Annotated in this window: 22 protein-coding genes; 20 read left to right on the top strand and 2 right to left on the bottom strand. The window is 64.5% G+C overall.

Annotated features, from left to right (window positions below):
• Nucleotides 1-63: 63 nt before the first annotated feature.
• On the bottom strand, nt 64-1,665 hold the full coding sequence (gene glpD, locus P1U48_RS02970; RefSeq protein WP_301067032.1) for a glycerol-3-phosphate dehydrogenase: 1,602 nt from the start codon (nt 1,663-1,665) through the stop codon (nt 64-66).
• Nucleotides 1,666-2,054: 389 nt separating this feature from the next.
• Between glpD and P1U48_RS02965 the strand changes: the two genes are divergently transcribed.
• Entirely contained in the window at nt 2,055-3,092 is a 1,038-nt protein-coding gene (locus P1U48_RS02965; protein ID WP_301067030.1) for an NADP-dependent oxidoreductase, read from the top strand.
• 439 nt (nt 3,093-3,531) lie between these two features.
• Here the strand turns inward: P1U48_RS02965 and P1U48_RS02960 are convergent, their stop codons facing one another.
• On the bottom strand, nt 3,532-3,750 hold the full coding sequence (locus P1U48_RS02960; RefSeq protein ID WP_301067028.1) for a DUF1127 domain-containing protein: 219 nt from the start codon (nt 3,748-3,750) through the stop codon (nt 3,532-3,534).
• 235 nt (nt 3,751-3,985) lie between these two features.
• Between P1U48_RS02960 and P1U48_RS02955 the strand changes: the two genes are divergently transcribed.
• The 19 genes from P1U48_RS02955 (at nt 3,986) to ftsA (ending at nt 25,098) form a co-directional block, all read left to right on the top strand.
• Nucleotides 3,986-5,059, top strand: a complete 1,074-nt coding sequence (locus tag P1U48_RS02955; RefSeq protein ID WP_301067026.1) for an Mrp/NBP35 family ATP-binding protein — start codon at nt 3,986-3,988, stop codon at nt 5,057-5,059.
• Nucleotides 5,060-5,830: 771 nt separating this feature from the next.
• Nucleotides 5,831-6,376, top strand: coding sequence for a hypothetical protein (locus P1U48_RS02950; RefSeq protein WP_301067023.1), 546 nt, complete (start codon nt 5,831-5,833; stop codon nt 6,374-6,376).
• Between the two features lie 3 nt (nt 6,377-6,379).
• Complete coding sequence (gene rsmH, locus P1U48_RS02945) at nt 6,380-7,372, top strand: 16S rRNA (cytosine(1402)-N(4))-methyltransferase RsmH (RefSeq protein WP_301067020.1); 993 nt, start codon at nt 6,380-6,382, stop codon at nt 7,370-7,372.
• Nucleotides 7,369-7,716: a cell division protein FtsL gene (locus P1U48_RS02940; protein WP_301067018.1), complete on the top strand. Its 348-nt coding sequence runs from the start codon at nt 7,369-7,371 to the stop codon at nt 7,714-7,716. Before rsmH ends, P1U48_RS02940 begins: the two co-directional genes overlap by 4 nt.
• On the top strand, nt 7,713-9,497 hold the full coding sequence (locus tag P1U48_RS02935) for a penicillin-binding protein 2 (RefSeq protein WP_301067015.1): 1,785 nt from the start codon (nt 7,713-7,715) through the stop codon (nt 9,495-9,497). Before P1U48_RS02940 ends, P1U48_RS02935 begins: the two co-directional genes overlap by 4 nt.
• A 33-nt stretch (nt 9,498-9,530) precedes the next feature.
• Nucleotides 9,531-11,027 carry a UDP-N-acetylmuramoyl-L-alanyl-D-glutamate--2,6-diaminopimelate ligase gene (locus P1U48_RS02930; RefSeq protein ID WP_301067012.1) on the top strand — a complete coding sequence of 499 codons (1,497 nt, stop codon included), beginning with the start codon at nt 9,531-9,533 and terminating at the stop codon, nt 11,025-11,027.
• On the top strand, nt 11,024-12,451 hold the full coding sequence (murF, locus tag P1U48_RS02925) for a UDP-N-acetylmuramoyl-tripeptide--D-alanyl-D-alanine ligase (RefSeq protein WP_301067010.1): 1,428 nt from the start codon (nt 11,024-11,026) through the stop codon (nt 12,449-12,451). The genes P1U48_RS02930 and murF overlap by 4 nt, the downstream gene beginning before the upstream one ends.
• A gap of 13 nt (nt 12,452-12,464) precedes the next feature.
• Nucleotides 12,465-13,547: a phospho-N-acetylmuramoyl-pentapeptide-transferase gene (gene mraY, locus P1U48_RS02920; RefSeq protein WP_301067008.1), complete on the top strand. Its 1,083-nt coding sequence runs from the start codon at nt 12,465-12,467 to the stop codon at nt 13,545-13,547.
• 374 nt (nt 13,548-13,921) lie between these two features.
• Nucleotides 13,922-15,325: a UDP-N-acetylmuramoyl-L-alanine--D-glutamate ligase gene (gene murD / locus P1U48_RS02915; protein WP_301067006.1), complete on the top strand. Its 1,404-nt coding sequence runs from the start codon at nt 13,922-13,924 to the stop codon at nt 15,323-15,325.
• Between the two features lie 121 nt (nt 15,326-15,446).
• The gene (ftsW, locus tag P1U48_RS02910; RefSeq protein WP_301067003.1) at nt 15,447-16,610 is read left to right on the top strand and encodes a putative lipid II flippase FtsW; all 1,164 of its coding nucleotides are present in this window, start codon (nt 15,447-15,449) and stop codon (nt 16,608-16,610) included.
• A complete protein-coding gene (locus tag P1U48_RS02905; protein WP_301067002.1) occupies nt 16,607-17,731 on the top strand; it encodes a UDP-N-acetylglucosamine--N-acetylmuramyl-(pentapeptide) pyrophosphoryl-undecaprenol N-acetylglucosamine transferase in 1,125 nt (374 codons plus the stop codon). The genes ftsW and P1U48_RS02905 overlap by 4 nt, the downstream gene beginning before the upstream one ends.
• Nucleotides 17,728-19,125, top strand: a complete 1,398-nt coding sequence (murC, locus tag P1U48_RS02900; protein WP_301067000.1) for a UDP-N-acetylmuramate--L-alanine ligase — start codon at nt 17,728-17,730, stop codon at nt 19,123-19,125. The genes P1U48_RS02905 and murC overlap by 4 nt, the downstream gene beginning before the upstream one ends.
• Nucleotides 19,126-19,198: 73 nt before the next feature.
• Nucleotides 19,199-20,389 carry an APC family permease gene (locus tag P1U48_RS02895; protein ID WP_301066999.1) on the top strand — a complete coding sequence of 397 codons (1,191 nt, stop codon included), beginning with the start codon at nt 19,199-19,201 and terminating at the stop codon, nt 20,387-20,389.
• On the top strand, nt 20,386-20,649 hold the full coding sequence (locus tag P1U48_RS02890) for a DUF2484 family protein (protein WP_301066998.1): 264 nt from the start codon (nt 20,386-20,388) through the stop codon (nt 20,647-20,649). Before P1U48_RS02895 ends, P1U48_RS02890 begins: the two co-directional genes overlap by 4 nt.
• Nucleotides 20,646-20,900 carry a DUF2484 family protein gene (locus P1U48_RS02885; RefSeq protein WP_301066995.1) on the top strand — a complete coding sequence of 85 codons (255 nt, stop codon included), beginning with the start codon at nt 20,646-20,648 and terminating at the stop codon, nt 20,898-20,900. The genes P1U48_RS02890 and P1U48_RS02885 overlap by 4 nt, the downstream gene beginning before the upstream one ends.
• 72 nt (nt 20,901-20,972) lie before the next feature.
• Nucleotides 20,973-21,899 (top strand): UDP-N-acetylmuramate dehydrogenase, encoded by a 927-nt coding sequence (murB, locus tag P1U48_RS02880; protein ID WP_301066993.1) that lies wholly within the window; start codon nt 20,973-20,975, stop codon nt 21,897-21,899.
• 84 nt (nt 21,900-21,983) lie between these two features.
• Nucleotides 21,984-22,904: a D-alanine--D-alanine ligase gene (locus P1U48_RS02875; RefSeq protein ID WP_301066992.1), complete on the top strand. Its 921-nt coding sequence runs from the start codon at nt 21,984-21,986 to the stop codon at nt 22,902-22,904.
• Complete coding sequence (locus P1U48_RS02870; RefSeq protein WP_301066991.1) at nt 22,892-23,767, top strand: cell division protein FtsQ/DivIB; 876 nt, start codon at nt 22,892-22,894, stop codon at nt 23,765-23,767. The genes P1U48_RS02875 and P1U48_RS02870 overlap by 13 nt, the downstream gene beginning before the upstream one ends.
• Complete coding sequence (ftsA, locus tag P1U48_RS02865) at nt 23,764-25,098, top strand: cell division protein FtsA (RefSeq protein ID WP_301066990.1); 1,335 nt, start codon at nt 23,764-23,766, stop codon at nt 25,096-25,098. The genes P1U48_RS02870 and ftsA overlap by 4 nt, the downstream gene beginning before the upstream one ends.
• The last annotated feature ends 116 nt before the right edge of the window (nt 25,099-25,214 follow it).

The raw sequence follows: 25,214 nt of genomic DNA, 5'->3' as shown, positions 1-25,214 counted from the left end.
TCCCAGTCCTCCCCGACGGGTAAGTTTTTTTATCCGCGCTTTTGGCGGGTATTCTCCACGTCGTTATTCTGCAGCCATTGTTGTGCCATTTCCATTGCCCTTGGCCATCCATTTTTTCAATTCTTCAATTTGTTCGGCGCTCATTCTCAATCCCAGTTTGCTGCGCCGCCAAATCACATCATTCACGCCGCGTGCAAATTCGCGGCTGATTTGCCAGCGCACTTCGGCTTCGGTCAATGTTGCGCCGAAATCCTGGCCGAGATCGGTGAAGCTGTTGGCCTTGCCCAGAACCTGCCAGGCCTCGGTGCCATAGGCGCGGATCAGCCGTTCGGCCCAGAACCCGGTCAGGAATGGATAATCGTGGCGCAGCCGGGCCAGCAGATCGGGGCGCTCGGCCACCGCGAAATCACCGCCGGGCAGGGCGATGCCTGCGGTCCAGGGACCAGACAGGTCGGGCAGGTATTCCGCCACCTTGTCCAGCGCGCTTTCGGCGAGTTTGCGATAGGTGGTGATCTTGCCACCGAAAACGTTCAGCACCGGCGCACCGCCATTGGCATCGGCGACCAGGGTATAATCGCGGGTGGCGGCGGTGGCCGAACTGGCGCCATCGTCAAACAGCGGTCGCACCCCGGAATAGCTCCAGACCACGTCATCGCGGCTGAGCTGGCGCTGGAAATACTGATTCACGAAATCGATCAGGTAGTTCTGCTCGGCGGCACTGCAGACCGGCGCCGTTGAGGGGGCGTCATGGTCTTGATCGGTGGTGCCGATCAGGCTGAAATCCTGCTCATAGGGAATGACAAAGATGATGCGCCCGTCGCGGCCTTGCAGGAAATAGCATTTGTCGTGATCATAAAGGCGCCTGGTGACGATATGGCTGCCACGCACCAGGCGCACGTCACCCTGGGTGTTGCTGCGAATGGTGCTGCGCAGGATGTCACCAACCCAGGGGCCGGCGGCATTGACCAGAATCCTTGCGTGATGAAACCGGCGCTGACCGGTGTCCTGATCCTCGGTCTCGATCCGCCACAGGTCGCCGTCGCGATCCGCCAGCACCACCTTGCTGCGCACCATGATCTTGGCGCCCCGCGCCGCGGCGTCGCGGGCGTTGAGAATCACCAGGCGGCTGTCTTCGACCCAGCAATCGGAATATTCATAGGCCTTGATGAAATGCTTTTTCAGCGGCGCGCCCTCTGGTCCCCGGGTCAGGTCCAGCGTGGTGGTCGCGGGCAGGATGTGACGCCCGCCTATGGTGTCATAGATGAACAATCCCAGCCGGATCAGCCAGGCCGGGCGCCGCCCCTTCATCCAGGGCATCACCGCTTTCAACAGTTTCGAGGTCGGGGTTTCGCTTTCGAAGCGCATATCCCGGTGGTAGGGCAGTACGAACCGCATGGGCCAACTGATATGCGGCATCGCCTTCAGCAGGGTTTCCCGCTCCATCAGCGCCTCGCGGACCAGGCGGAATTCGAAATATTCCAGATAGCGCAGCCCGCCATGAAACAGCTTGGTCGAGGCGCTGGAGGTGGCCGAGGCGAGGTCGTTCATCTCGGCCAGCGCCACCCGCAGACCGCGCCCGGACGCGTCGCGCGCAATCCCACAGCCGTTCACCCCGCCGCCGATGACGAAGAGATCGTAGACATTGGATGTGGCGGACTCCGACACGCAGCCCTCTCCTCGAAGCGCGATGTTGTGCGATTTGTAGTGAATTTTGGGTAAAACGAAAAGAAGTTTGTTTTCGTTTGAGTTCGGTTTTGGTAAGTATACGCATTCATTCACGAAAGTTTCGGGCGCATTGATCTCGAAACGGCGCGGATTGCCCTGGCTGGGCAGAAAAACTCTGCATCGTCGCGAAAACTGCCAAAGCGAATCGAACAGGTTTGCGAATTCGGTGCGACTCGCGCATCTGCCGCTGTGCTCTGGTTTCCGTCCGGTCCAAATCGAAGGGATTTCAAGTATCCGCTGACTTCGCCGCCAGCGTGGGGCGGGGCGTCAGATCGTGCTAGAGAGATCCGACCGCGAAGTGGCACCAGCATCCTCGGGAGGAACGTGCAATGGAAACGAATCGCTTTTGGACCCTGTCAGAGGTGCCGGTGCGCGAGACGCCGGTGCCTGCGAATTTCAACTTCAACGAGGCGCCGATTCCGCAGCCGGGACCGGGCCAGGCGCTGACCCGCACGCTCTATATCTCGCTCGATCCCTACCAATGGGGCTATCGGGTGCGCGGGCTGGAAAAGCCGGGCGAGCTTTGCCATGCCCGCACCGTTGCGCAGGTGATCGAAAGCAATAGCCCGGCCTGGGCCGTGGGCGATTATGTGCATTGCCTGAACGGTTGGGCCGAATACGGGCTGATCGGCGAGGGCATTCCCGAGCATCCCTACATGAAGACTCGCAAGATTGACCCGGATCTCGGCCCGGTGTCGACAGCGCTGGGGGTGCTGGGGATGAACGGGCTGACCGCCTATGCCGGGCTGATGGTGCAATGTCAGCCGAAACCGGGTGAAACCGTGGTGGTTTCGGCAGCCACCGGCGGCGTCGGGCAGATCGTCGGCCAGATTGCCAAGGTCCAGGGCTGCCGCGCCGTCGGCATCGCCGGTCGGCCGGAAAAGCTGCGGGTTGCGGTTGACGAGCTGCGCTATGACGCCTGCGTGTCGCATCTGTCGCCAACTCTGGCCGAGGATCTGGCCGCTGCCTGCCCGGACGGGGTCGACGTCTATTATGAGAATGTCGGCGGCGCCCTGTTCGATGCGACATCGGCATTGTTCAACCAGAACGCTCGCATGACGATTTGCGGACTGATCGGCGAACGGCCTGAGGGCAAATCGGCGCTGGGTAAGGTGGCGATTATGGAACGTTCGGCTGCTCTGCGGGCCGAACGCAATGTCACCGTGCATGAATTGTCGGTGGGCAATTTTGTCGACAGCCATTTCGACCAGTTCCTGCGCGAAATGTCAGCCTGGTATCGGGCCGGGCAGATCACCTACCGCGAGGATATTCGTCGCGGCATCGAAATCGCGCCGGAGTCCTATATCGACATGATGGCGGGCGGCAATCTGGGCAAGACCCTGGTGCAAACCGCCGACGCCATCTGAGTTCCAACCATTAGAACCGCGTGGCCCGTGACCGGGCGGCGCGGTCATTCCTGATTTATCGGCGCCAAGCGCCGCAGACCCGTGCCCGGCTGACCGGTGCGCGGCGTTTTGCATTGTCTGAAGGGGGCAAAAGAAAACGGCGACGCCAGGGAGGAGGAGAGGCGCCGCCGTTCATTTTACGGACGCTCAGGGAGGAGGAGAGAGCGGCCGATCAGTTTGGGTCCTTGCGGGCCCTATGTCTGGCAGAACCGACAGTGTCAGGGAGGAGGAGAGACACTGTCGGCCTTGCAGACGCCAACCAGGGAGGAGGAGAGGTTGGCGAATTCGCGGGGCGTAACCCAGCCCCGGGGAGAAGAGGCGGCAGCGCTGAGGGAGGATCGCGCTGCCGCTAGTTCACAGAAGACCCAGGGAGGAGGAGAGGGCCATCTGATCTCGGAAATTACACCGGGCGGTAAGCCGCCTCGTGGGCCATCGACCGGATCATCGAACGATTGGCACCAATGTCTTTCAGGTCGCGGTCAGACAGGACCGCAAGCTCGGCCAGGTTGCGCCGGTAGGCGGCGTAGTTGTGCAGCCGGGTCGAAATGGTTGCGATCACGCGGCTGAACAAACCCGAACTATGGGTTGCGCCTGCGTGGGTGTCGGTCAACATGGTCATTGTCTTTGCCTTTCATCGTCTGCCGCTGGTGAACCCCTTGGCTCTGCGGCGTCTGTTGATCTAAAGATACGCTAATGCTGCACCTGCACAATGCCCGGTTCGGCAATGCTGCTATGCAGCAATTGCATATGAAGTGTTGACCTAACGGCAATTGAAAACGTTGAGTTTTTTCAGTTCTGTTTGGAAATTGCCGCGATCTTGAGCATCCGGCCTGTGAACTGCTGAGTGAGGGATCATGACGATCACCAAAGACGAGATTTACGCCACGTTATCGAAAATCGAGCTGCCGACCGGCGGCGACCTGACCGCCAGCGGCATGGTCCGGGCGTTGAGTATAGAGGGCGACAAAGTGCGGTTCGTGATCGAGGCGCCGTCGCCCGGACTCGCGGCGCAGATGGAACCGCTGCGTGCGGCGGCGGAGCGGGCGGTGCTGTCGCTGGACGGGGTCAGCGCCGTGGTGGTCGCCCTGACCGCGCATGGGCCCGCAGCGGCGAAAGCCCCGCCGCCCAGCCTCAAGATCGGCGGCCACCCGACTCCGCAGGCAGGACCGACACGGCCTTCGGGGGTGGATCGTATTCTGGCCGTCGCCTCGGGCAAGGGCGGCGTCGGCAAATCGACGGTCAGCGCCAACCTCGCCGTGGCGCTGGCGCGGGCCGGGCGCCGGGTCGGGTTGCTTGATGCCGATATCTATGGGCCGTCGCAGCCCAAGATGATGGGGGTGAACAAACGTCCGGCCTCGCCCGATGGCAAGATCATCGAGCCGCTGCATGCCCATGGCGTCACCCTGATGTCGATCGGACTGATGATGGAGGAGGGCAAGGCGGTGGTCTGGCGTGGTCCGATGCTGATGGGGGCGTTGCAGCAGATGCTGGGGCAGGTGGCCTGGGGCAAGCTGGACGTGCTGATCGTCGATCTGCCGCCGGGCACCGGTGATGTGCAGCTGACCCTGTGCCAACGCACCCAGATGACCGGGGCGCTGGTGGTGTCGACGCCGCAGGACGTGGCATTGATCGACGCCCGCAAGGCGATCGACATGTTCAATACGCTGAACACCCCGGTTCTGGGGCTGATCGAGAACATGGCCAGCTTTACCTGCCCGAACTGCGGCCATGAATCCCATCCCTTTGGTCAGGGCGGCGTGGCGGCCGAGGCGGCGCGGATCGGGGTGCCGTTCCTGGGCGAACTGCCGCTCGACCTGGACACAAGACTGGCCGGGGATGCTGGCACCCCGATTGCGGCAGGCGACGGGCCGATGGCCGAGGCCTATGCGCGACTGGCCGAACGGCTGGTGCAGGGCGGCATAGCCTGACCCGGCGCGTCCTGCACGCCCGGCGCTCATCCGGCTGATTATCGTCCTTTCCGGGGCCAAGATGGCAAAGACCGCCGCTTTGGCCCCGGAAATCCGGCGCAACCGCTGACTCTCCGGTTGGCTGGGATTGCAGGGGATTTTCCAGTCACACCCCCGGTGCCCGGCCTGATCCCGCCGTTCGCGGACGAATCACGGCCGCGTGATTCGCCGGATTCGGCCGGATTCGGTCTGAAAACCGGGGGCGACAGGTCGATTTTCAGCCGCTGCGACCACTCAAACCACAATATTTTGGGAATGCTTGGCCTTTCTTGGGAATGGCCTGGGAATGCCGATTTGCAACTACATGTAGCGTTCTGCCTTCAAACGCCATCCATATAAGCCGGAATTGGCCGCTGTTTGCCATGGATCGCTATCCCCGGATTTCCCCTGTTTCCCCTGATCTCCCAAAGAAAACCGTTGTCACCCAGTAAATCCCATGGAATACATAGTGACAGAGGACGGGAGACGGGGCGGCAGACAAATGACCCCGAAAAACTTCCCTAGAGGCAGTGTTCATACAGGCATACCCCCTTCCTCGTAAAAAGAAGAGTTCCGTGGCGTGCGGCGCAGCAGACATCCCCCCAGGTGGCTACGCGCAAACGGACCAACCCCGGAGACGGGACGAGGGCGGCGGATAGGGCAGTGGCAGCAGCACCTATCCGCCGTTTTCCGTTTTAGGGTCCCCCAAAAGGGAAATCACTTCAAGGGGGGCAAGAGGAACGGTCGAACGCAGTGGCCCAGGCAAGTTTCAGAGGTGAACACCATCTGAAGATGGACGGAAAGGGGCGCATCTCGATCCCTGCCGATTTCCGTCGGGTGCTTGAGTCTGGCGATGCCGACTGGTCCTCGGATCAACCGTCCCGCATGGTCATCAATTACCGAGACGAGCTCGCTGGCGGGTTTGAGATCAACACATACGATGGCCAGGCCGAGAATGAGGCGCTGGTCGCCGCCCTGCCCAAGGGCTCGCTCAGCCGCAAGATGGCGCAGCGCGACTTTATCACCAAAACCAAGGACCTGTCGCTCGACGACACCGGCCGGATCGTGATGCCGCAGTTTCTGCGTGACCGGCTAGGCCTCGCCGAGGGGATGACGATCCTGGCGCTGGGTCTGGGTGAGACCTTCCAGATGTGGAACCCGGACACCTACGAAGCCGTCCATGGCGCTGCATTGGACGATTTCATCGAAGAACAAGGCGAGGATTTCAATTCCGAGATGTTGCTGGAAGAGGGTCGCAAGATCCTGGAGGCGCGTATGCGCCGGGATGCGCGGGAATGAGCCATGGGGCAAGGTGAGCCAAAGGTCGACCAGCCCCATATTCCTGTCCTCCTGCGTCCGCTCATTCGGGCGGTTGCGCCGGTGACCGGGACCTGGCTGGACGGCACCTTCGGGGCCGGGGGCTATTCCCGCGGATTGCTGGCGGCAGGGGCTGACACGGTGATCGGTGTGGATCGCGATCCGATGGTGTTCAAGATGGCCGCGGATTGGGCGGATGACTACGGCGACCGACTGAAGCTGGTCGAAGGCGTGTTTTCCGCGCTCGACACCTACAGCGACGGGTTGCTGGATGGTGTGGTGCTCGATCTCGGGGTCTCTTCCATGCAGCTCGATATCGCAGAGCGCGGCTTTTCCTTTATGAAGCAAGGGCCGCTGGACATGCGGATGGGCGCCAGCGGGCCAAGTGCCGCCGATCTGGTCAACACCGCCTCCGAGGTCGAATTGGCCGATATCCTCTATTTGTATGGTGAAGAGCGCGCCAGCCGACGGATCGCCCGGGCGATCGTCGCGGCCCGCGCGGACAAGCCGTTGGAAACCACGCTGGATCTGGCGCAGATCGTCAGCGCTTGTCTGCCGCGCCCGAAGCCCGGCCAATCGCATCCCGCCACCCGGTCGTTCCAGGCGATCCGCATCGCGGTGAATGACGAATACGGCGAACTGGCCGCCGGGCTTGAGGCGGCGGAACGGGCATTGAAGCCAGGCGGCAAGCTGGCGGTGGTGACCTTTCACTCGGTCGAGGACCGGATGGTGAAACGGTTCCTGCAACAGCGTTCGGGCGGGGCCGGGCGGGCCAATCGCTACGCCCCGGCAACCGAAGAGGACGCGCCGCGCTTTAAGGTGCTGACCCGCAAGGCGGTCGGCGCGGATGAGGATGAATTGGCGCAGAACCCACGCGCGCGCTCGGCCCGGCTGCGGGTGGCGCAACGCACGGAGGCCCCGGCAGGGCCGGTGGACAGATCGGCATTGGGAATGCCGCAATTGAGGGGATCAGCATGAAAAGCCTGCTTTATGTGATGGCCGCCCTGGCAGTTATCGGCCTGGCATTCTGGGCCTATCGTGAGAATTACGAGACTCAGCGGGTGCTGACCCGCGCCGAAAAGGCCCAAAGGCAGATTGGCGATGCAAGGGCGCGTCTGGCGATGCTCAAGGCCGAATGGGCCTATCTGAACCGCCCCGACCGGCTGCGTGATCTGGCCGAGATCAACTTTGGCTCGCTGGCGCTGCTGCCGCTGCGCCCCGATCAATTCGGACGTATCGATCAGGTCGCTTTCCCCGAGGAAGACTCCAAGATCATCTTTAACGCCCCGGTCGAAGTTTCCAGCGATGGGGCAAGCCAATGATCCGCACCCCGCTGCGCCCGCTCGCCCGGATCATTCAAGCCCGCGCCCGGGGGGAAAACCCCGACGCGATCGAGCGTGAAAACCTGCGCCTGCGCCATGAAGAAATGCATGACCGCGACCGCAGCCGCGCCGAAGGGCGGTTGCTGGTGCTGGGGGCGATGTTCTTTTGCGCCTTTACCCTGATCGGTTTCCGGATGGGCGCGCTGGCAAGTTCGGAACCGGCTGAGCCGCGCGCCTCGGCTGCCGGGGCGACGATCCTGGCCGGGCGCGCCGATATCGTTGACCGCAACGGCCGTATTCTGGCAACCAATATCGAAACTCATGCGCTTTATGCGCATCCGCACCAAATGATCGACCCGCAGCGCGCGGCCCGCGAATTGGCTCAGATTTTCCCCGATCTGGATGCCGCCCGGCTGGAACGGGATTTCACCGGGAGCCGCAAGTTTCTGTGGATCAAGAAACGCCTGAGCCCGGAACAGCAGCAAGCGGTGATGGATATCGGTGATCCCGGCCTGTTGCTGGGCGCGCGCGAGATGCGGCTCTACCCGAACGGTCGGATCGCCGCCCATGTGATGGGTGGCTATGGCTTTGGCGAAGAGGGCGTCGCCTCGGCCGAAGTGATCGGTGTCGCCGGGGTCGAGCGCAAGTTCGATTCAAGGCTGCGCGATCCGGCGCAATCGGACAAGCCGCTGGTGCTGTCACTCGACCTCGGGGTGCAGGCGGCGGTGGAACGGGTGCTGCATGGCGGCATGAAACTGATGAACGCCAAGGGTGCGGCGGCGGTGCTGATGGATGTCAAGACGGGTGAGGTGATCTCGCTGGTGTCGCTGCCGGATTTCGATCCCAATGATCGGCCCACCCCGGCGCTGAAAGGCCATCCCGCCGACAGCCCGCTGTTCAACCGCGCCGCCCAGGGGCTTTATGAGCTTGGCTCGACCTTCAAGATTTTCGCCGCCGCGCAGGCCATCGACCTGGGGCTGGTCAATGCCCGGACCGAAATCAACACCGCACCGCCGCTCAAGGTCGGCGGCTATACGATCGGTGAATTCCACAACAAGAATTACGGCAAGCTGTCGGTGGAGCAGATCATCGTCAAGAGCTCGAACCGGGGCAGCGGCAAGCTGGCCCTGGCCATCGGCCATCTGCGCCAGCGTGAGTTCCTGAAATCGCTGGGCTTTCTTGAGCCGTCCCCGGTGGAATTGTCCGAAGCCTCGGGCAGCAATCCGCTGATTCCGGCGCGCTGGACCGAACTGTCCAGCGTCACCATCTCTTATGGTCACGGGCTGAGCTCGACGCCGCTGCACCTGGCCGCGGGCTATGCGACCATCGCCAATGGCGGCATCCGGGTGAGGCCGACGTTGATCAAGCGTGACACCCCGCTCAAGGGCGCGCAGGTGATGTCGAAAAGCACCGCACGGATCGCCACCCAGATGCTGCGCAAGGTGGTCACCGAAGGCACCGCCAGTTTTGGCGAGGTCGAGGGCTATCAAGTGGCAGGCAAGACCGGCACCGCGGACAAGCCAAAACCGTCGGGCGGTTACTACGAGGATAAGGTGATCAACACGTTTGCCGCGATATTCCCGGCCAACGACCCGAAATATGTGCTGGTGTTGACCCTGGATGAGCCCGTGGAAACCAGTGGCCGCCAACCGCGCCGCACCGCCGGATGGACCTCGGTGCCGGTCGCCGCCGAGGTGATCCGCCGGGTGGCGCCGCTGCTGGGGCTGCGGCCACAGATTGAACCCGCCAAGCTGACTGGTATAACGCTGACATCGCAGTAACGCGCAGGGCGCGCAGCCAGGGGCGGACAAGGTATGACGGCAGAGACGCCGGGCAAGACGGCAACCCTGGATCAACTGGGACTGACCGCCATTGGCGGCGCGATGAGAGAGATCAACGCGCTCTGCGTCGATAGCCGCGCGGTTGAACCGGGCAATCTCTTTGCGGCTTTGCCGGGCACTCAGGTGCATGGGGCGCGGTTCATTCCACAGGCGCTGAAATCTGGCGCGGCGGCCATCCTGACCGATGCCGAAGGCGCGCGGATGCATGTGGCGCTGCTGCGCGCCTCGGGTGCCGCGCTGGTCATCGCCGAGGACCCGCGCCAGGTGCTGGCCTATGCCGCCGCCCTCTGGTGGGGCGCGCAGCCGGAAACCATGACGGCGGTGACCGGCACCAATGGCAAGACCTCGGTCGCCACTTTCGCCCGGCAAATCTGGACCTTGCTGGGTCATTCGGCCTGTAATTTCGGCACCACCGGGGTCGAAGGCGCCTATCAGGCGCCGCTGGCCCATACCACGCCGGAGCCGATCACCCTGCACCGGGTTCTGGCCGAGGCCGCCCGCGCCGGCGTGACCCATGGCTGTCTCGAGGCCTCAAGCCACGGGTTGGCGCAGCGGCGTCTGGACGGGGTGCAATTGCAGGCGGCAGCCTTTACCAATTTCAGCCAGGACCACCTCGATTACCACGCGACGTTTGAGGCGTATTTCGACGCCAAGGCCGGGTTGTTCCGCCGCCTGCTGCCGCCTGAGGGCGTGGCGGTGATCAATTTCGACGGGCATCGCGGTGGCGATATGGCGCTGATCGCCGCCGACCGGGGCATTCAGGTGCTTGGCGTCGGTCGCTCGACCCATGCCCAGCTTAGGATGCTGGGGCATCGTTATGAGGCCGATGGCCAGTTGCTGCGCTTTGGCTGGGATGCGCGCGAATACCAGGTGCATTTGCCGCTGATCGGCGGCTTTCAATCGGAAAACGTACTGGTCGCGGCGGGGCTGGCGATTGGCACTGGCGAACATCCTGGTGCGGTGTTTGACACTCTGGCCGAGCTGGAAACCGTGCGCGGGCGGATGCAGCTGGTGGCGCGGCGCGACAATGGCGCGGCGGTCTATGTCGATTTCGCCCATACCCCCGATGCCATCGCCACCGCGCTGAAAGCGATGCGCCCGCATGTAATGGGTCGGCTCATCGCCATTGTCGGTGCCGGTGGCGACCGCGACGCGACCAAGCGCCCGTTGATGGGGCGGGCGGCGGCCGAGAATGCCGATCTGGTCTTTGTCACCGATGACAATCCGCGCTCAGAGGATCCGGCGGTGATCCGTCAGGCGGTGCTGATCGGCGCCCCCGAGGCGATCGAGGTTGGTGATCGGGCCGAGGCGATCCTGCGCGCAGTCGATGCCCTGGGCCCCGGCGACACGCTGCTGATTGCGGGCAAGGGTCATGAGACCGGCCAGGTCGTTGGCGCCAGTGTCTATCCGTTTGACGATGCCGAACAGGCCAGCGTCGCGGTGGCGGCGCTCGACGGGCGGCTGGCATGACGCTCTGGACCGCAGCCGAGGCGGTGGCCGCGACCGGTGGGCGGGCACAGGGCGATTGGTCGGTCAACGGCGTGTCGATCGACACCCGGACCCTGCAACAGGGTGATCTGTTCGTGGCGCTGAAGGCTGTGCGCGATGGCCATGATTTCGTCGCCCAGGCGCTGGAGGCCGGTGCCGGGGCGGCGCTGGTCACCCATCGCCCCGAAGGCGTCGCGGCGGATGCGCCATTGTTGGTGGTGAATGACGTGCTGCGCGCGCTTGAGGCGCTGGGCGTCGCGGCGCGGGCGCGGATGGCGGGCAGGGTGGTGGCGGTGACCGGCTCGGTCGGCAAGACCTCGACCAAGGAAATGCTGCGGGTGGTGCTGGGCCATCAACGCCGCACCCATGTTGCCGAGGCCAGCTATAACAACCATTGGGGCGTCCCGTTGACCCTGGCGCGGATGCCGCGCGACAGCGAACTGGCGGTGATCGAGATCGGGATGAACCATCCCGGCGAAATCGCGCCGCTGGCGCGGATGGCGCGCCCTGATGTGGCGCTGATCACCACGATTGCCCCCGCGCATCTCGAGGCCTTTGCCGATCTGGCCGGGATCGCCCGGGAAAAGGCCGATATCTTTCAGGGCATGGCGCCGGGGGGCGTGGCGGTGATCAATGGTGACCTCGACACCAGCCCGATCCTGCGCGCCGCCGCCACCGCCGCCGGCGCCAGGGTGATCGGCTTCGGCGAGGCGCGCGGCAACCATCACCGGCTGCTGTCGGTTCGCTTTGTTGGCGATGCCACCATCTGCGAGGCGCGCGGCTGGCGGCAACGGCTGCTTTACAAGGTGTCGGCGCCGGGGCGGCATTTCGCACTGAATGCGCTGGCGGTGCTGGCGGTGGCGCAGGCGCTGGGGCTGGACCGGGCGATGGCGCTGGCTGATCTGGCTGGCTGGCACCCCCCCGCCGGGCGCGGCATGCGTGAACGCCTGACCCTCGACCCGCTGGACGCGGCGCAGAGTTTCGAATTGATCGACGATGCCTTTAACGCCAACCCGACGTCGATGCGCGCCGCGCTCGAGGTGCTGGCGGCGGCGCAGCCGCGCGACAATGTCGGTCGGGTGGCGCAGGGCCGCCGGGTGGCGGTCCTGGGCGAGATGCTTGAGCTTGGTCCCGACGAGGCCGCCATGCACCGGGCGCTGGCCGATCTGCCCAGCCTGCGGGCGCTGGATGTGGTGCATTGCGTCGGGGACCGGATGCGCCCCCTCCATGACGCCCTACCCGAGGCGCAGCGCGGCCGTTTTGCCCGAGAAGCCGCCAGCCTGGCCGAGAAGGCGACGCGGCTGGTTGATGCGGGCGATGTGCTGCTGGTCAAGGGATCGAAAGGCAGCCGGGTCAGCCTGGTTGTTGACGCGCTTAGAAAATTGGGCCATCCCGCCGCAGAGTGAACGGGGACACAGCATGCTCTATTGGTTGACCGCATTGTCAGATGGCGGTGATTTCTTTAACCTTTTCAGATACATCACCTTTCGTGCGGGCGGCGCCTTCATGACCGCGCTGATTTTTGGCTTTCTCTTTGGCCGGCCGTTGATCAATGTATTGCGCCGCCGCCAGGGCAAGGGCCAGCCGATCCGCGATGATGGCCCGGCGGGGCATCTGGCCAAGGCCGGCACGCCGACCATGGGCGGGCTGCTGATCGTTGGCGCGCTGGTCACCTCGACATTGCTCTGGGCGCGGCTCAGCAATCCCTATGTCTGGCTGGTGCTGTTCGTCACCCTGTCCTTTGCGCTGATCGGCTTTGCTGACGATTATGCCAAAGTGTCAAAACAGACCACCGCCGGGGTCTCGGGCAAGCTGCGCCTGCTCCTCGGTTTTGTGATTGCCGCAATTGCTGCCGTTTGGGCCACGCATTTCCATCCGCCCGCCTTGCAGATGCAATTGGCCTTTCCGATTTTCAAGGACACGCTGCTCAATCTCGGCTTTCTGTTCGTGCCCTTCGCGATGATCGTGATTGTCGGATCGGCCAATGCGGTGAACCTGACTGACGGGCTCGACGGGCTGGCGATCATGCCGGTGATGATTGCCGCCGCGGCGTTGGGGATCATTGCCTATATGGTCGGGCGGGTCGACTTTTCCGATTATCTCGACGTGCATTATGTGCCCGGCACCGGTGAGATCACCATCTTTGTCGCTGGGCTGGTCGGCGGCGGCCTCGGCTTCCTGTGGTATAACGCCCCGCCCGCAGCAGTGTTCATGGGCGACACCGGATCGCTGGCCCTCGGCGGGGCGCTGGGCGCGATTGCGGTGGCGACCAAGCACGAGATCGTGCTGGCGATCATCGGCGGGCTGTTCGTGGTCGAGGCGCTGTCGGTGATCATCCAGGTGCTCTATTTCAAGCGCACCGGCAAACGGGTGTTCCTGATGGCGCCGATCCATCACCATTACGAGAAAAAGGGCTGGGCCGAGTCGACCATCGTGATCCGGTTCTGGATCATCTCGTTGATCCTGGCGATGATCGGGCTGGCGACGCTGAAACTGCGCTGAACCGCGAACGCGACTGGCGCCAGCCAATCGCGCGCGGCACCCGGTTGAGGTTCTGGAGGCATTCCTGTTTCGCCCGGGGGCACCCCCGGGCGGCGCCCGACCCTCCCCCCGGGAGGGCGCATTGGTGCTGTCGTTTCACGTTCGATCGGCATTTCTATTTCCTGACAACGATCTGACCCCGGATGCGGCGCCAGCGCCCACCCAGGCTCGGGCGCCACCCTTCTCAACGCCATCCGGGTCTCCGTGGGCCAAGAAAACCGCGGCCACTTTTGCGGCCATACCTCGCCAGCCTTCCCCCGTCCTGACCCCAACCCGATCTTGCGCCATCCGGTCCAAGCAGGCAGGTTGCGCGGGATCGGTTCGGGGGCAGGGCGATGATACCAGTGACAGGACTTGACGGCGCGCGGGTTGGCGTGTTGGGGCTGGGGCGCTCTGGCCTTGCCGCCGCGCGGGCGCTGGCGGCGGGCGGGGCGATCCCGGTCTGCTGGGATGACAATCCCGAGGCACGGGGCCGGGCCGAGGCCGAGGGCTTTGCCACCGCCGATCTCAGCCGCGCCAATGCGCTCGATGACATCGCAAGGCTGATCGTCAGCCCCGGCATCCCGCATCTCTATCCCGCGCCGAACCCGGTGATCGCCGCAGCCTATGACGCCGGGGTGCCGGTCGACAATGACATCGGCCTGTTCTTTCGCTCGCTTGCGGTCGGCGGCTGGTCTCGCTTCGACACCGCGCCCAAGGTGATCGCGATCACCGGATCGAACGGCAAATCCACCACCTCGGCGCTGATCCATCACGTTCTTGAGGCCGCCGGGTTCGAGGCGCAGCTGGCCGGCAATATCGGCCGCGGGGTGCTGGATATCGACCCGCCGGGCGATGGCGGTGTCGTGGTGCTGGAACTCAGCAGCTACCAGACCGACCTGGCCCGGGCGCTGACCCCGGATGTGGCGGTGTTCACCAATTTCTCGCCCGATCACCTGGACCGGCACGGCGGCATCGGTGGCTATTTCGCCGCCAAGCGTCGGCTGTTTGCCGAGGGCGGGCCGGACCGCGCGGTGATCGGCGTGGACGAGGATGAGGGGCGCTATCTGGCCGATCAGCTGGGCGAGGGGCCGGGCGATGACCGGGTGATCCGGGTCTCGGTGACCCGCAAGGCGCTGGGGCCGGGCTGGCATGTGGTGGCGCGCAAGGGATTTCTGGCCGAATGGCGCAAGGGGCGGCAGATCGGCTCGATTGATCTGCGCGGCATCGCCGGGCTGCCCGGTGCCCATAATCATCAGAACGCCTGTGCCGCCTATGCGGCGCTGCGCAGCCTGGGGCTGGCGCCACGGGTGATCGAATCCGGGCTGCGCAGCTTTGCCGGTCTGCCGCATCGCAGCCAGGTGATCGCCGACCATGACGGGGTGCGGTTCGTCAACGACAGCAAGGCCACCAATGTCGACAGCGCCGCCAAGGCGCTGGCGGCATTCGAGCGGATCCGCTGGATCTGTGGCGGGCTGGAAAAAGAAGGCGGTCTGGACCCGGTGCTGGCGGTGTCGGAATCGGTGGTGAAGGCCTATGTCATCGGCCGCGAGGCGGCGGGATTCGCCCTGAACCTGCGCGGGGTCGAGGCCGAGGTCTGCGGCGATATGGCGACCGCCGTGCGCCGCGCCATCGAAGATGCGCAGCCGGGTGAAACGGTTCTGCTGGCCCCGGCAGCGGCTTCGTTCGATCAATATGACAATTTCGAACAGCGCGGCGATGATTTCATCGCCCGGGTCCGCGCCCTGGTCGCCTCCTGATCGACGGGCTCATGTCCGGCAAACGGGCGGTTTCGGACTGGCACCAAAGGCCAAAACCGGCTATGCTTGGGGTTGAGACCCCGCAAAGGGGCGAGGCAGAGGCAGCGAGCGGCGGAGTCCCATGACAGATATGGTGCATGGCGCGGTTCCCGTGGCAGCGGGTGAACCGGTATTGCCAAAATGGTGGCGGACGCTGGACAAGTGGACAATGTCCTGTGTCCTGGTGCTGTTCGGTGTCGGAATCCTGCTGGCATTGGCGGCCTCGCCGCCACTGGCGGCGCGCAACCACTTGGACCCTTTCCACTATGTGCAGCGGCAGGCGTTCTTTGGCTCGATCGCGATGATTGCGATGCTCGGCGTCTCGATGATGCCACCGCTTCTGGTGCGGCGGCTGGCGGTCCTGGGGTTCTTTGGCGCCTTTACCGCGCTGGCCCTGCTGCCGGTCTTTGGCACCGATTTCGGCAAGGGCGCGGTGCGCTGGTATTCGCTGGGTTTCGCCAGCGTGCAGCCCTCGGAATTCCTGAAGCCGGTGTTCGTGGTCACCGCCGCCTGGATGATGGCGGCCAGCCATGACCTGAACGGGCCGCCGGGCCGGTTCTGGAGCTTTGTCGTCACCATTGTCATTGTGCTGTTCCTCGCCATGCAGCCGGATTTCGGCCAGGCCTGCCTGATCCTGTTCGGCTGGGGGGTGATGTATTTCGTCGCCGGGGCGCCGATGCTGCTGATGGTGGCGATGGGCGGGCTGGTGGTGCTTGGCGGTATGGTCGCCTATTCCAGCTCTGAACATTTCGCCCGCCGCATCGACGGGTTCCTGTCCAGCGATGTCGATCCGACCACCCAGATCGGCTATGCCACCAATGCCATTCAAGAAGGCGGGTTCTTTGGTGTCGGGGTCGGCGAAGGCCAGGTCAAGATGAGCCTGCCGGACGCCCATACCGATTTCATCATCGCTGTCGCCGCCGAGGAATACGGGCTGCTTCTGGTGCTCTGCATCCTGGCGCTTTACGGCACCGTGGTGATCCGGTCGTTCCTGCGGCTGATGCGCGAACGTGACCCGTTCACCCGGCTCGCCGGCACCGGGCTGGCGGCGGTGTTCGGGGTGCAGGCGATGATCAACATGGGCGTTGCGGTGCGGCTGTTGCCTGCCAAGGGCATGACATTGCCCTTTGTCAGCTATGGCGGTTCTTCGGTGATCGCCAGCGGCATCGCAATCGGCATGTTGCTGGCGCTGACCCGGACCCGGGCTCAGGGCGGCATCGGCGATATCATCGGACGGGGCCGATGAACGACGGCGCTCCACTTCTGATCATTGCGGCAGGCGGCACCGGCGGGCATATGTTCCCGGCGCAGGCGCTGGCCGAGGTGATGCTGCGCCGGGGCTGGCGGGTCAAGCTGTCGACCGACGCGCGCGGCGCCCGTTACACCGGCGGCTTCCCGCATTCGGTCGAGATCGAGACGGTGAGCAGCGCCACCTTTGCCCGCGCTGGTCTGTTGAACAAACTTTTGGTTCCCTTGCGCATCGCCAGCGGCGTGGTGTCGGCGGGCTGGCGGATGCGCCGGGATCGCCCGGCGGCGGTGGTCGGCTTTGGCGGTTATCCGGCAATTCCGGCGATGGCAGCGGCGACCCTGCTGCGGCTGCCCCGGATGATCCATGAACAGAACGGCGTGCTGGGCCGGGTGAACCAGATGTTCGCGCGCCGGGTGCAGGGCATCGCCTGCGGCACCTGGCCGACCGAACTGCCAGATGGGGTCAGTGGCACCCACACCGGCAATCCGGTGCGGATGGCGGTCGCGGACAAGGCCGGTGCGCCCTATATTCCACCGGGCGATTATCCGATGTCGGTGCTGGTGATCGGCGGCTCGCAGGGCGCGCGGATCCTGTCGGATGTGGTGCCGGGCGCGATTGCCGCCTTGCCCGACGGGCTGCGCCGCAATCTGCGGATCAGCCATCAGGCGCGTGAAGAGGATTTGACCCGGGTGGCAGAGGTCTATGCCAATTCAGGCATCGATGCCGAGGTGCAACCGTTCTTTCAGGACGTGCCGCGCCGGATCAGCGAGGCGCAGTTGGTGATCAGCCGCGCTGGCGCCTCGACGATTGCCGATCTGACAGTGATCGGGCGCCCCGCCATCCTGGTGCCGCTGGCCGCCGCGATTCGTGATGAACAGACCGCCAATGCCCGTGGCATGGTCGAGGCGGGCGCGGCGCTGCTGATGCCGGAAAGCCGCTTTGACATCGCGGCACTTTCCGAGCAGGTGGCGCTGATATTGGGTGACCCGGCCGGGGCCGAACAGATGGCCCGGGCGGCGCTGGCATTGGGCAAGCCCGATGCGGCGCAGGTTCTGGCGGATATGGTCGAAGGATTGAGCACAGTGAATTCGAGCTCAGGGAAATCGGGGGAAGCATGAACGCGGCGACGAAACTGCCCGGAGACGTCGGGCCGATCCATTTTGTCGGTATCGGCGGCATTGGCATGTCCGGCATCGCCGAGGTGCTGTTGAACCACGGCTATGTGGTGCAGGGGTCCGACCAGAAACGCTCAAAGATCACCGATCGGCTGGAAGCGCTGGGGGCCCATGTTTTCGAGGGCCAGCGCGCCGAAAACCTTCAGGCGGCCGAGGTGGTGGTGATCTCCTCCGCGATCAAGCCCGGCAATGCCGAGCTGGACGAGGCGCGGCGGCGCGGCTTGCCGGTGGTGCGCCGGGCCGAGATGCTGGCCGAGCTGATGCGGCTGAAATCCAACATCGCGATTGCCGGCACCCACGGCAAGACCACCACCACCACGATGATGGCCGAGGTGATGGTGGCCGGCGGCTTTGACCCCACCGTGGTCAACGGCGGCATCATTCATGCCTATGGCTCAAACGCCCGGATGGGGCAGGGCGAATGGATGGTGGTCGAGGCAGATGAAAGCGACGGCACTTTCAACCGGCTGCCTGCGACGATTGCCATCGTCACCAATATCGACCCCGAACATATGGAACATTGGGGCACTATCGAAAACCTGCGCCAAGGCTTTTTCGATTTCGTCTCCAACATCCCGTTCTACGGTCTGGCGGTCTGCTGTACCGATCACCCCGAGGTGCAGGCGCTGGTCGGGCGCATCGCGGATCGCCGGGTGACGACCTATGGTTTTAACGCCCAGGCTGATGTGCGCGCGCAAAACCTGCGCTATATCAAGGGCGTGGCGCATTTTGACATCGCGCTTCAGGCCGAAGACAAGCTGATCGAGGGCTGCACCCTGCCGATGCCCGGCGATCACAATGTCTCAAACGCGCTGGCGGCGGTGAGCGTGGCCCGGCATCTGGGGATGAAGACCGATGAGATCCGCGCGGCGCTGGCCGCCTTTGGTGGCGTCAACCGGCGCTTTACCAAGGTCGGCGAGGTCAATGGCGTCACCATCATCGACGATTACGGCCATCACCCGGTGGAAATCGCGGCGGTGCTCAAGGCGGCGCGCCAGGCCACCGAGGGTCGGGTGATCGCGGTGCATCAGCCGCATCGCTATTCCCGGCTGCATTCGCTGTTTGACGATTTCTGCGGCTGTTTCAACGAGGCCGATGTGGTGGCGATTTCCGAGGTCTACGCCGCCGGTGAAACGCCGATTCCCGGCGCCAGCCGCGATGACCTGGTCGCCGGTCTGGTGGCGCATGGCCATCGCCATGCCAGTGCCCTGACCAGCGAGGACGATCTGGAACGGTTGATCCGCAAAGAGGCGCGGCCGGGCGATATGGTGGTCTGCCTCGGCGCCGGCACGATTTCCGCCTGGGCCAACAATCTGCCGAAACGGCTGGCAGGCTAAGGCCAACTGACCCAGATCAAGCCATGATCCGGCGCCAGCGGTTAGGTTCGCGTGAATTTGCCAAGGGGACGCCATGACCGATCAACTGAAACGCCGCATCGGGTTGCCGCTGCTGACCGCCTATGGCGTCGGGGTGATGGTCGGCGCGGGGATCTATGTGCTGGTCGGGGTGGTTGCCGGGGCCGCCGGGATCTGGGCGCCGCTGGCGTTTCTGATTGCCGGTTTGGTGGCGCTGCCCTCGGCGCTGTCCTATGCCGAGCTGGCCTCGCGGATGCCCGAAGCGGCGGGCGAGGTCGCCTTTGTCGAGGCCGGGTTTGGCAATCGCACCTTGGGCGAGATTGTCGGGCTTGCGGTGGTTGTGGCGGGGGTCATATCCGCCGCTGCGGTGCTGCGCGGCGGGGTCGGGTATTTCGTGACCCTGGTGCCGCTCGATCCGCGCATCGCCATCGTCGCGGCCGGGGTCTTCCTGACCCTGGTGGCGATCATCGGGGTGCTCGAAAGCCTGACGTTTGCCGCAATCTTTACCCTGGCGGAGGTGGCAGGGCTGTTGCTGGTTGCCTGGGCCGGGTTCAGTGCGGAGCCTTCCGCCGATTGGCTGCTGCCTGCGGCGCCGAACTGGTCCGGTATCGCCGCCGCCGTGGCGCTGTGCTTTTTTGCCTTTATCGGTTTTGAAGATCTTGAAAATTTGGCCGAAGAGGTCCGTGACCCGACCCGGATCATGCCACGCGGCATCCTGCTGGCATTGGCGATCACGGCAGTGCTCTATGCGCTGGTGTCGCTGGCGGCGGTGCGCGCGGTGCCGCTGGCCGATCTCGCGGCCAGTGAACAACCGCTGGCGCTGGTCTGGGAAAACGCCCGTGGCACCGGCGCGGGGTTCCTGTCGGCAATTGCCGTCGCGGCGGCGGTGAACGGGGTGCTGGCGCAGGTCGTCATGGCGGCGCGGGTTCTGTTCGGCCTCGGACGACGGGTGTCTTGGCTGGCGATGTTCACCGAGACCCACCCCCGGTTCGGCACCCCGGTGCGCGCAACCCTGTTGACCGGTGTGGTGGTGATCCTGGCGGCGCTGGCGCTGCCGGTCGCCACCCTGGCCGAAGCGACGGCCTATGTCCTGTTCGCGGTGTTCATTCTGGTCAATATCGCGCTGATCCGGCTGAAGCGACGGCTGCCCGACGCGCCCTTCCGGACGCCATTCTGGGTGCCGGTTGTGGGGCTGGTGCTGGCGCTGGCGGCGCTGACCGCCAGCATCTGGAGCGCGCTGGCATGAGCCTGGCGCTGCTCCTGGGATGTTTCTGGGTGCTGGCGGCGGCCATGGTGGCGCTGCTGCCGATGCGGATGCAATATATCCCCGGGGTGGCGCTGTTGGCCGCCGCGCCGCTGCTGATCGGGGTGATCTGGTGGGATCATGGCTGGTTCTGGGGCGGCTTTGCGCTGTTTGGTTTTCTGTCGATGTTCCGCAATCCGCTGCGCTATCTCTGGGCGCGCTTGAATGGGGGGCCGAAGTGGCGCCCGGATGACAAGGGATGAGCTGGCCGTTGATCCTTGCCTGTCTCTGGGGGTTGATCGCGACGGTGGCGGCGTTGCTGCCGTCACGCGACAATTATTGGAGCCGGGCCTATATGCTGATCGCGCTGGGCCTGCCGATCCTGATCGCGGTGCTCTGGACCGAGGGTTGGGTCATCGGCGCGCTGGTGCTGGCGGGCGGGCTGTCGGTGCTGCGCTGGCCGCTGATCTATCTCGGGCGCTGGCTGCACCGAAAGGTCGGGGCGGGCGGCTGATCCGGAGATGGCGCCGGTCTTGCCGCGCGCCGTCAGAATGACTAACCCAAGGCCACAAAGCGCGGAGACCCGATGACCAGCCCCGACCAGATCGCGACCCGAGGCCGCCTGACCCCGAACCGGGATCTGTCCGAGCTGACCTGGCTCAGGGTTGGCGGCGCGGCGGATTGGATGTTCCAACCGGCAGATATCGACGACCTTGCCGACTTTCTGCGTGCGCTCGACCCGGCGATCCCGGTGTTCCCGATGGGGGTCGGATCGAACCTGATCGTGCGCGACGGCGGCATTCGCGGCGTGGTGATCCGCTTGGGGCGGGGCTTCAACACCATCAGCTGTGACGGATTGCGGGTCAGCGCCGGTGCGGCGGCCCTGGACGCTCATGTTGCGCGCCAGGCGGCCGAGGCCGGGATCGACCTGACCTTTCTGCGCACCATTCCGGGATCAATCGGCGGCGCGGTGCGGATGAACGCGGGCTGCTATGGCAGCTACACCGCCGATCATTTCATTGCGGCAGGCGGCGTGACCCGCGCCGGCGAGATCGTCAGGCTGAAATCCGCCGATATGAGCTTTGCCTATCGTCAGACGAATCTGCCGCCCGACCTGATCCTGACCGGGGCCGAATTCGAAGGCCCCGCAGGCGCGCCTGCCGAGCTGGCGGCGCGGATGGCGGCGCAGCTGGCCAAGCGCGACGAAACCCAGCCGGTGCGCGATCGCACCGCCGGGTCGACTTTTCGCAATCCAGCCGGGTTCTCCAGCACCGGACGGGCCGATGACACCCATGATCTGAAGGCCTGGAAACTGATCCAGGACGCCGGCATGCAGGGGGTGCCGATGGGCGGCGCGGTGATGAATGAGAAACACGCCAATTTTCTGACCAACAGCGGTGGCGCAACCGCCGCAGAGTTGGAAGGATTGGGCGAGGCGGTCCGAAAAAGGGTTTTCCAAAGTACCGGAATAACGCTAGAGTGGGAAATCATGCGTGTCGGCGAACCGGGCTGAAAACCGGACGGCACACTGACCAGCCAAGGCAAGGCTGGAAACCATAAAAAGGGCCAGAACAGGCCCGGGATTTGAGGCACGGAAGTGGGTTTGTCGAGCAGGACAACCCCGTTAGTGGCGGTGCTATTGGGCGGACCCTCGGCAGAACGCGAGGTGTCGCTGTCATCGGGGCGTGAATGCGCCACCGCGCTGCGGGATGAAGGGTTTCAAGTGGTCGAGGTCGATGCGGGCCGCGACCTCTGCACCCGTCTGTCCGAAATCTCTCCTGATGTTGTGTTCAACGCGCTGCATGGCCGTTGGGGCGAAGATGGCTGTGTGCAGGGCCTGCTGGAATGGCTCGGCCTGGCCTATACCCACAGCGGGGTGCTGACCTCGGCCCTGGCGATGGACAAGGCGCGCTGCAAAACCGTCTATGCCGCTGCCGGTCTGCCGATTGCCAGCAGCCTGCTGGTGCCGCGCCAAGAGGTTTCGGCGCGTCACGTCCTGACCCCGCCCTATGTGGTCAAACCCAATAACGAAGGATCCTCGGTCGGAATCTATATCGTCCATGAAAGCACCAACCGCCCGCCGGTCCTGGCCGCCGACATGCCCGCCATCGTGATGGTCGAGGAATACGTTCAGGGGCGCGAGCTGACCACCAGCGTGCTCGGCGACCGGGCATTGGGCGTGACCGACATCATCGTCGACGGCTGGTATGATTACGACGCGAAATACAAGCCCGGCGGCTCGCGCCATGTGATCCCTGCCGATATCCCCGCCGAGATCACCGCCGCCTGTGAGGATTACGCCTTGCGCGCCCATGCGGCGCTGGGCTGTCGTGGCATCAGCCGCACCGATTTCCGTTGGGACGAAAGCCGTGGGCTGGACGGGCTGATCCTGCTGGAAACCAACACCCAGCCCGGCATGACCCCGACCTCGCTGGTGCCCGAACAGGCGGCGGCGGCAGGACTGTCCTTTGGCGCCCTGTGCCGCTGGCTGGTGGAGGATGCGTCATGCGCAAGGTAACCAACCGCGCCGACCCGGCCCCGTCGCGCTGGGCCTTCCGACTGCAACGGATCATGCTGACGCCGACCTATCGGCTGGCGGTGCGGGCCGGTGTGCCCTTTGTGATCTCGGCCGGTCTGGTGCTTGGCTATATGTCCAATGAGGCGCGGCGCGACAATCTGACGATGATGCTGGTCGATCTGCGCCGTGGTTTTGAAACCCAGCCGCAATTCATGGTCAAGATGATGGTCGTCGAAGGCGCCAGCGCCGAGGTTGAAGAGGATATCCGCGAGGTCGCGCAGGTCGATTTCCCGGTGTCCTCCTTTGATCTCGACCTTGAGGGGCTGCGCGCAAGCCTTGCCGAGATTTCGGCGGTCGCCACCTCCAGCCTGCGGGTGCGGACCGGTGGCATGCTGGAAATTCGAGTCAGCGAACGGCAACCGGCGGCGATCTGGCGCTCGTCGGACGGGCTGGCATTGATCGATTCCACCGGGGTTGCCGTGGGCGGTGTGGTCGCGCGCAGCGATCGCCCGGACCTGCCGCTGATTGTCGGCGCCGGTGCCGATGTGGCGGTGTCCGAGGCCCTGGAGATTGCCAATGCCGCTGGTCCGATCAGTGGCCGGGTGCGCGGCATCCAGCGCATAGGGCAACGGCGCTGGGACGTGGTGCTGGACCGCAATCAACGGATCATGCTGCCGGAAACCGACCCGGTGCAGGCGCTGGAACGGGTCATCGCGCTGCATCAGGCCCAAGAAATGCTGGATCGGGATCTGGTCGCCGTCGACATGCGGTTAAGCCGACGTCCGACCATCAGAATGACCGAGGCTGCCGTCGATAACTGGTGGAAAATCAAAGACATCGTAGTGGAGACTAAGGGCGAATGAGGGATCTTTACGAAACCCAACGGGCGATGCGCAACATGCGCAAGGCGGCGATGCAGCGCGGTGTCGTGGCGGTGCTGGACATCGGCAGTTCGAAAATCGCCTGCCTGGTCCTGCGCTTTGACACCACCGAGCGGCGGCAGGGCGGCGACAGTGTCGGCTCGCTGGCCGGGCAGGCCGGGTTTCGCGTGATCGGCGCCGCCACCACCCGGTCGCGCGGCGTTAAATTCGGCGAGATCGACGGGATGCAGGAAACCGAACGGGCGATCCGCACGGCGGTTCAGGCGGCGCAGAAAATGGCCAATATCCGGGTCGATCACGTCATCGCCTGTTTCGCCGGGGCCGGGCCGCGCTCTTACGGGTTGGCGGGCCAGGTCGAGGTCGAAGGCCAGACTGTCAGCGAAAACGATGTCAGCCGGGTTCTGGCCTCCTGCGAGGTGCCCGATTACGGCGAGGGCCGTGAGGTGCTGCATGCGCAGCCGGTGAACTTCGCGCTCGACCATCGCTCGGGCCTGACCGACCCGCGCGGCCAGATTGGCCAGTCGCTGGCCACCGACATGCATATGCTGACCGTTGATTCGTCGGCGATCCAGAATCTGGCGCATTGTGTCAAACGCTGCGACATGGAATTGGCCGGGATCGCGTCTTCGGCCTATGTTTCGGGCGCCTCCAGCCTGGTCGAGGATGAACAGGAACTGGGCGCTGCCTGTATCGACATGGGCGGTGGCGCCACCGGCATTTCGATCTTTTGGCGCAAGCATATGATCTATGCCGATGCGGTGCGGATCGGCGGCGATCATGTGACCGGCGATATCTCGATGGCGTTGCAGATTCCGACCCCGGTGGCCGAACGGATCAAGACCTTTCACGGCGGCGTCATTGCCACCGGCATGGACGACCGCGAAAAGATCGAGATTGGTGGCGACACCGGCGATTGGGAACGTGACCGGCGCACCGTGACCCGGTCGGAACTGATTGGCATCATGCGCCCCCGGGTCGAAGAAATCCTGGAAGAAGTGCGCCATCGCCTTGATGCGGCCGGGTTTGATTACCTGCCCAGTCAGCAGATCGTGCTGACCGGCGGCGCCAGCCAGATCCCCGGACTCGACGGTCTGGCGAGCCGGATTCTGGGCCAGCAGGTGCGGCTGGGCCGCCCGCTGCGGGTGCATGGGTTGCCACAGGCGGCCACCGGCCCGGGATTCGCCAGCGCGGTGGGCATGTGCCTGTTCGCGGCCAATCCACAGGACGAATGGTGGGACTTTGACCTGCCCATGGACCGGTATCCGGCAAGATCCTTGAAACGAGCGGTCAGGTGGTTTCGTGACAACTGGTAGCCGCAACATACGGTGGAATCGGCAAAATCCCGCGTGTCGCGCAGCGGGAACAACCACATTTTGTGGTGTCATGGCAGTTTTTCCGTGACGTTTTTGTTGAGGAACGGTAAAAACAA

Source organism: Pseudooceanicola sp. (genome assembly GCF_029213205.1).
Lineage (GTDB): Bacteria > Pseudomonadota > Alphaproteobacteria > Rhodobacterales > Rhodobacteraceae > Pseudooceanicola.
The sequence above is the reverse complement of the archived record's forward strand: the minus strand, read 5'-3'. Positions and strand labels throughout refer to the sequence as shown.

Coding starts and splice junctions, on each gene's coding strand:
- P1U48_RS02965 (WP_301067030.1), top strand. CDS start 2,055: ATGGAAACGAATCGCTTTTGGACCCTGTCAGAGGTGCCGGTGCGCGAG.
- P1U48_RS02960 (WP_301067028.1), bottom strand. CDS start 3,750: ATGACCATGTTGACCGACACCCACGCAGGCGCAACCCATAGTTCGGGT.
- P1U48_RS02955 (WP_301067026.1), top strand. CDS start 3,986: ATGACGATCACCAAAGACGAGATTTACGCCACGTTATCGAAAATCGAG.
- rsmH (WP_301067020.1), top strand. CDS start 6,380: ATGGGGCAAGGTGAGCCAAAGGTCGACCAGCCCCATATTCCTGTCCTC.
- P1U48_RS02940 (WP_301067018.1), top strand. CDS start 7,369: ATGAAAAGCCTGCTTTATGTGATGGCCGCCCTGGCAGTTATCGGCCTG.
- P1U48_RS02935 (WP_301067015.1), top strand. CDS start 7,713: ATGATCCGCACCCCGCTGCGCCCGCTCGCCCGGATCATTCAAGCCCGC.
- P1U48_RS02930 (WP_301067012.1), top strand. CDS start 9,531: ATGACGGCAGAGACGCCGGGCAAGACGGCAACCCTGGATCAACTGGGA.
- murF (WP_301067010.1), top strand. CDS start 11,024: ATGACGCTCTGGACCGCAGCCGAGGCGGTGGCCGCGACCGGTGGGCGG.
- mraY (WP_301067008.1), top strand. CDS start 12,465: ATGCTCTATTGGTTGACCGCATTGTCAGATGGCGGTGATTTCTTTAAC.
- murD (WP_301067006.1), top strand. CDS start 13,922: ATGATACCAGTGACAGGACTTGACGGCGCGCGGGTTGGCGTGTTGGGG.
- ftsW (WP_301067003.1), top strand. CDS start 15,447: ATGACAGATATGGTGCATGGCGCGGTTCCCGTGGCAGCGGGTGAACCG.
- P1U48_RS02905 (WP_301067002.1), top strand. CDS start 16,607: ATGAACGACGGCGCTCCACTTCTGATCATTGCGGCAGGCGGCACCGGC.
- murC (WP_301067000.1), top strand. CDS start 17,728: ATGAACGCGGCGACGAAACTGCCCGGAGACGTCGGGCCGATCCATTTT.
- P1U48_RS02895 (WP_301066999.1), top strand. CDS start 19,199: ATGACCGATCAACTGAAACGCCGCATCGGGTTGCCGCTGCTGACCGCC.
- P1U48_RS02890 (WP_301066998.1), top strand. CDS start 20,386: ATGAGCCTGGCGCTGCTCCTGGGATGTTTCTGGGTGCTGGCGGCGGCC.
- P1U48_RS02885 (WP_301066995.1), top strand. CDS start 20,646: ATGAGCTGGCCGTTGATCCTTGCCTGTCTCTGGGGGTTGATCGCGACG.
- murB (WP_301066993.1), top strand. CDS start 20,973: ATGACCAGCCCCGACCAGATCGCGACCCGAGGCCGCCTGACCCCGAAC.
- P1U48_RS02870 (WP_301066991.1), top strand. CDS start 22,892: ATGCGCAAGGTAACCAACCGCGCCGACCCGGCCCCGTCGCGCTGGGCC.
- ftsA (WP_301066990.1), top strand. CDS start 23,764: ATGAGGGATCTTTACGAAACCCAACGGGCGATGCGCAACATGCGCAAG.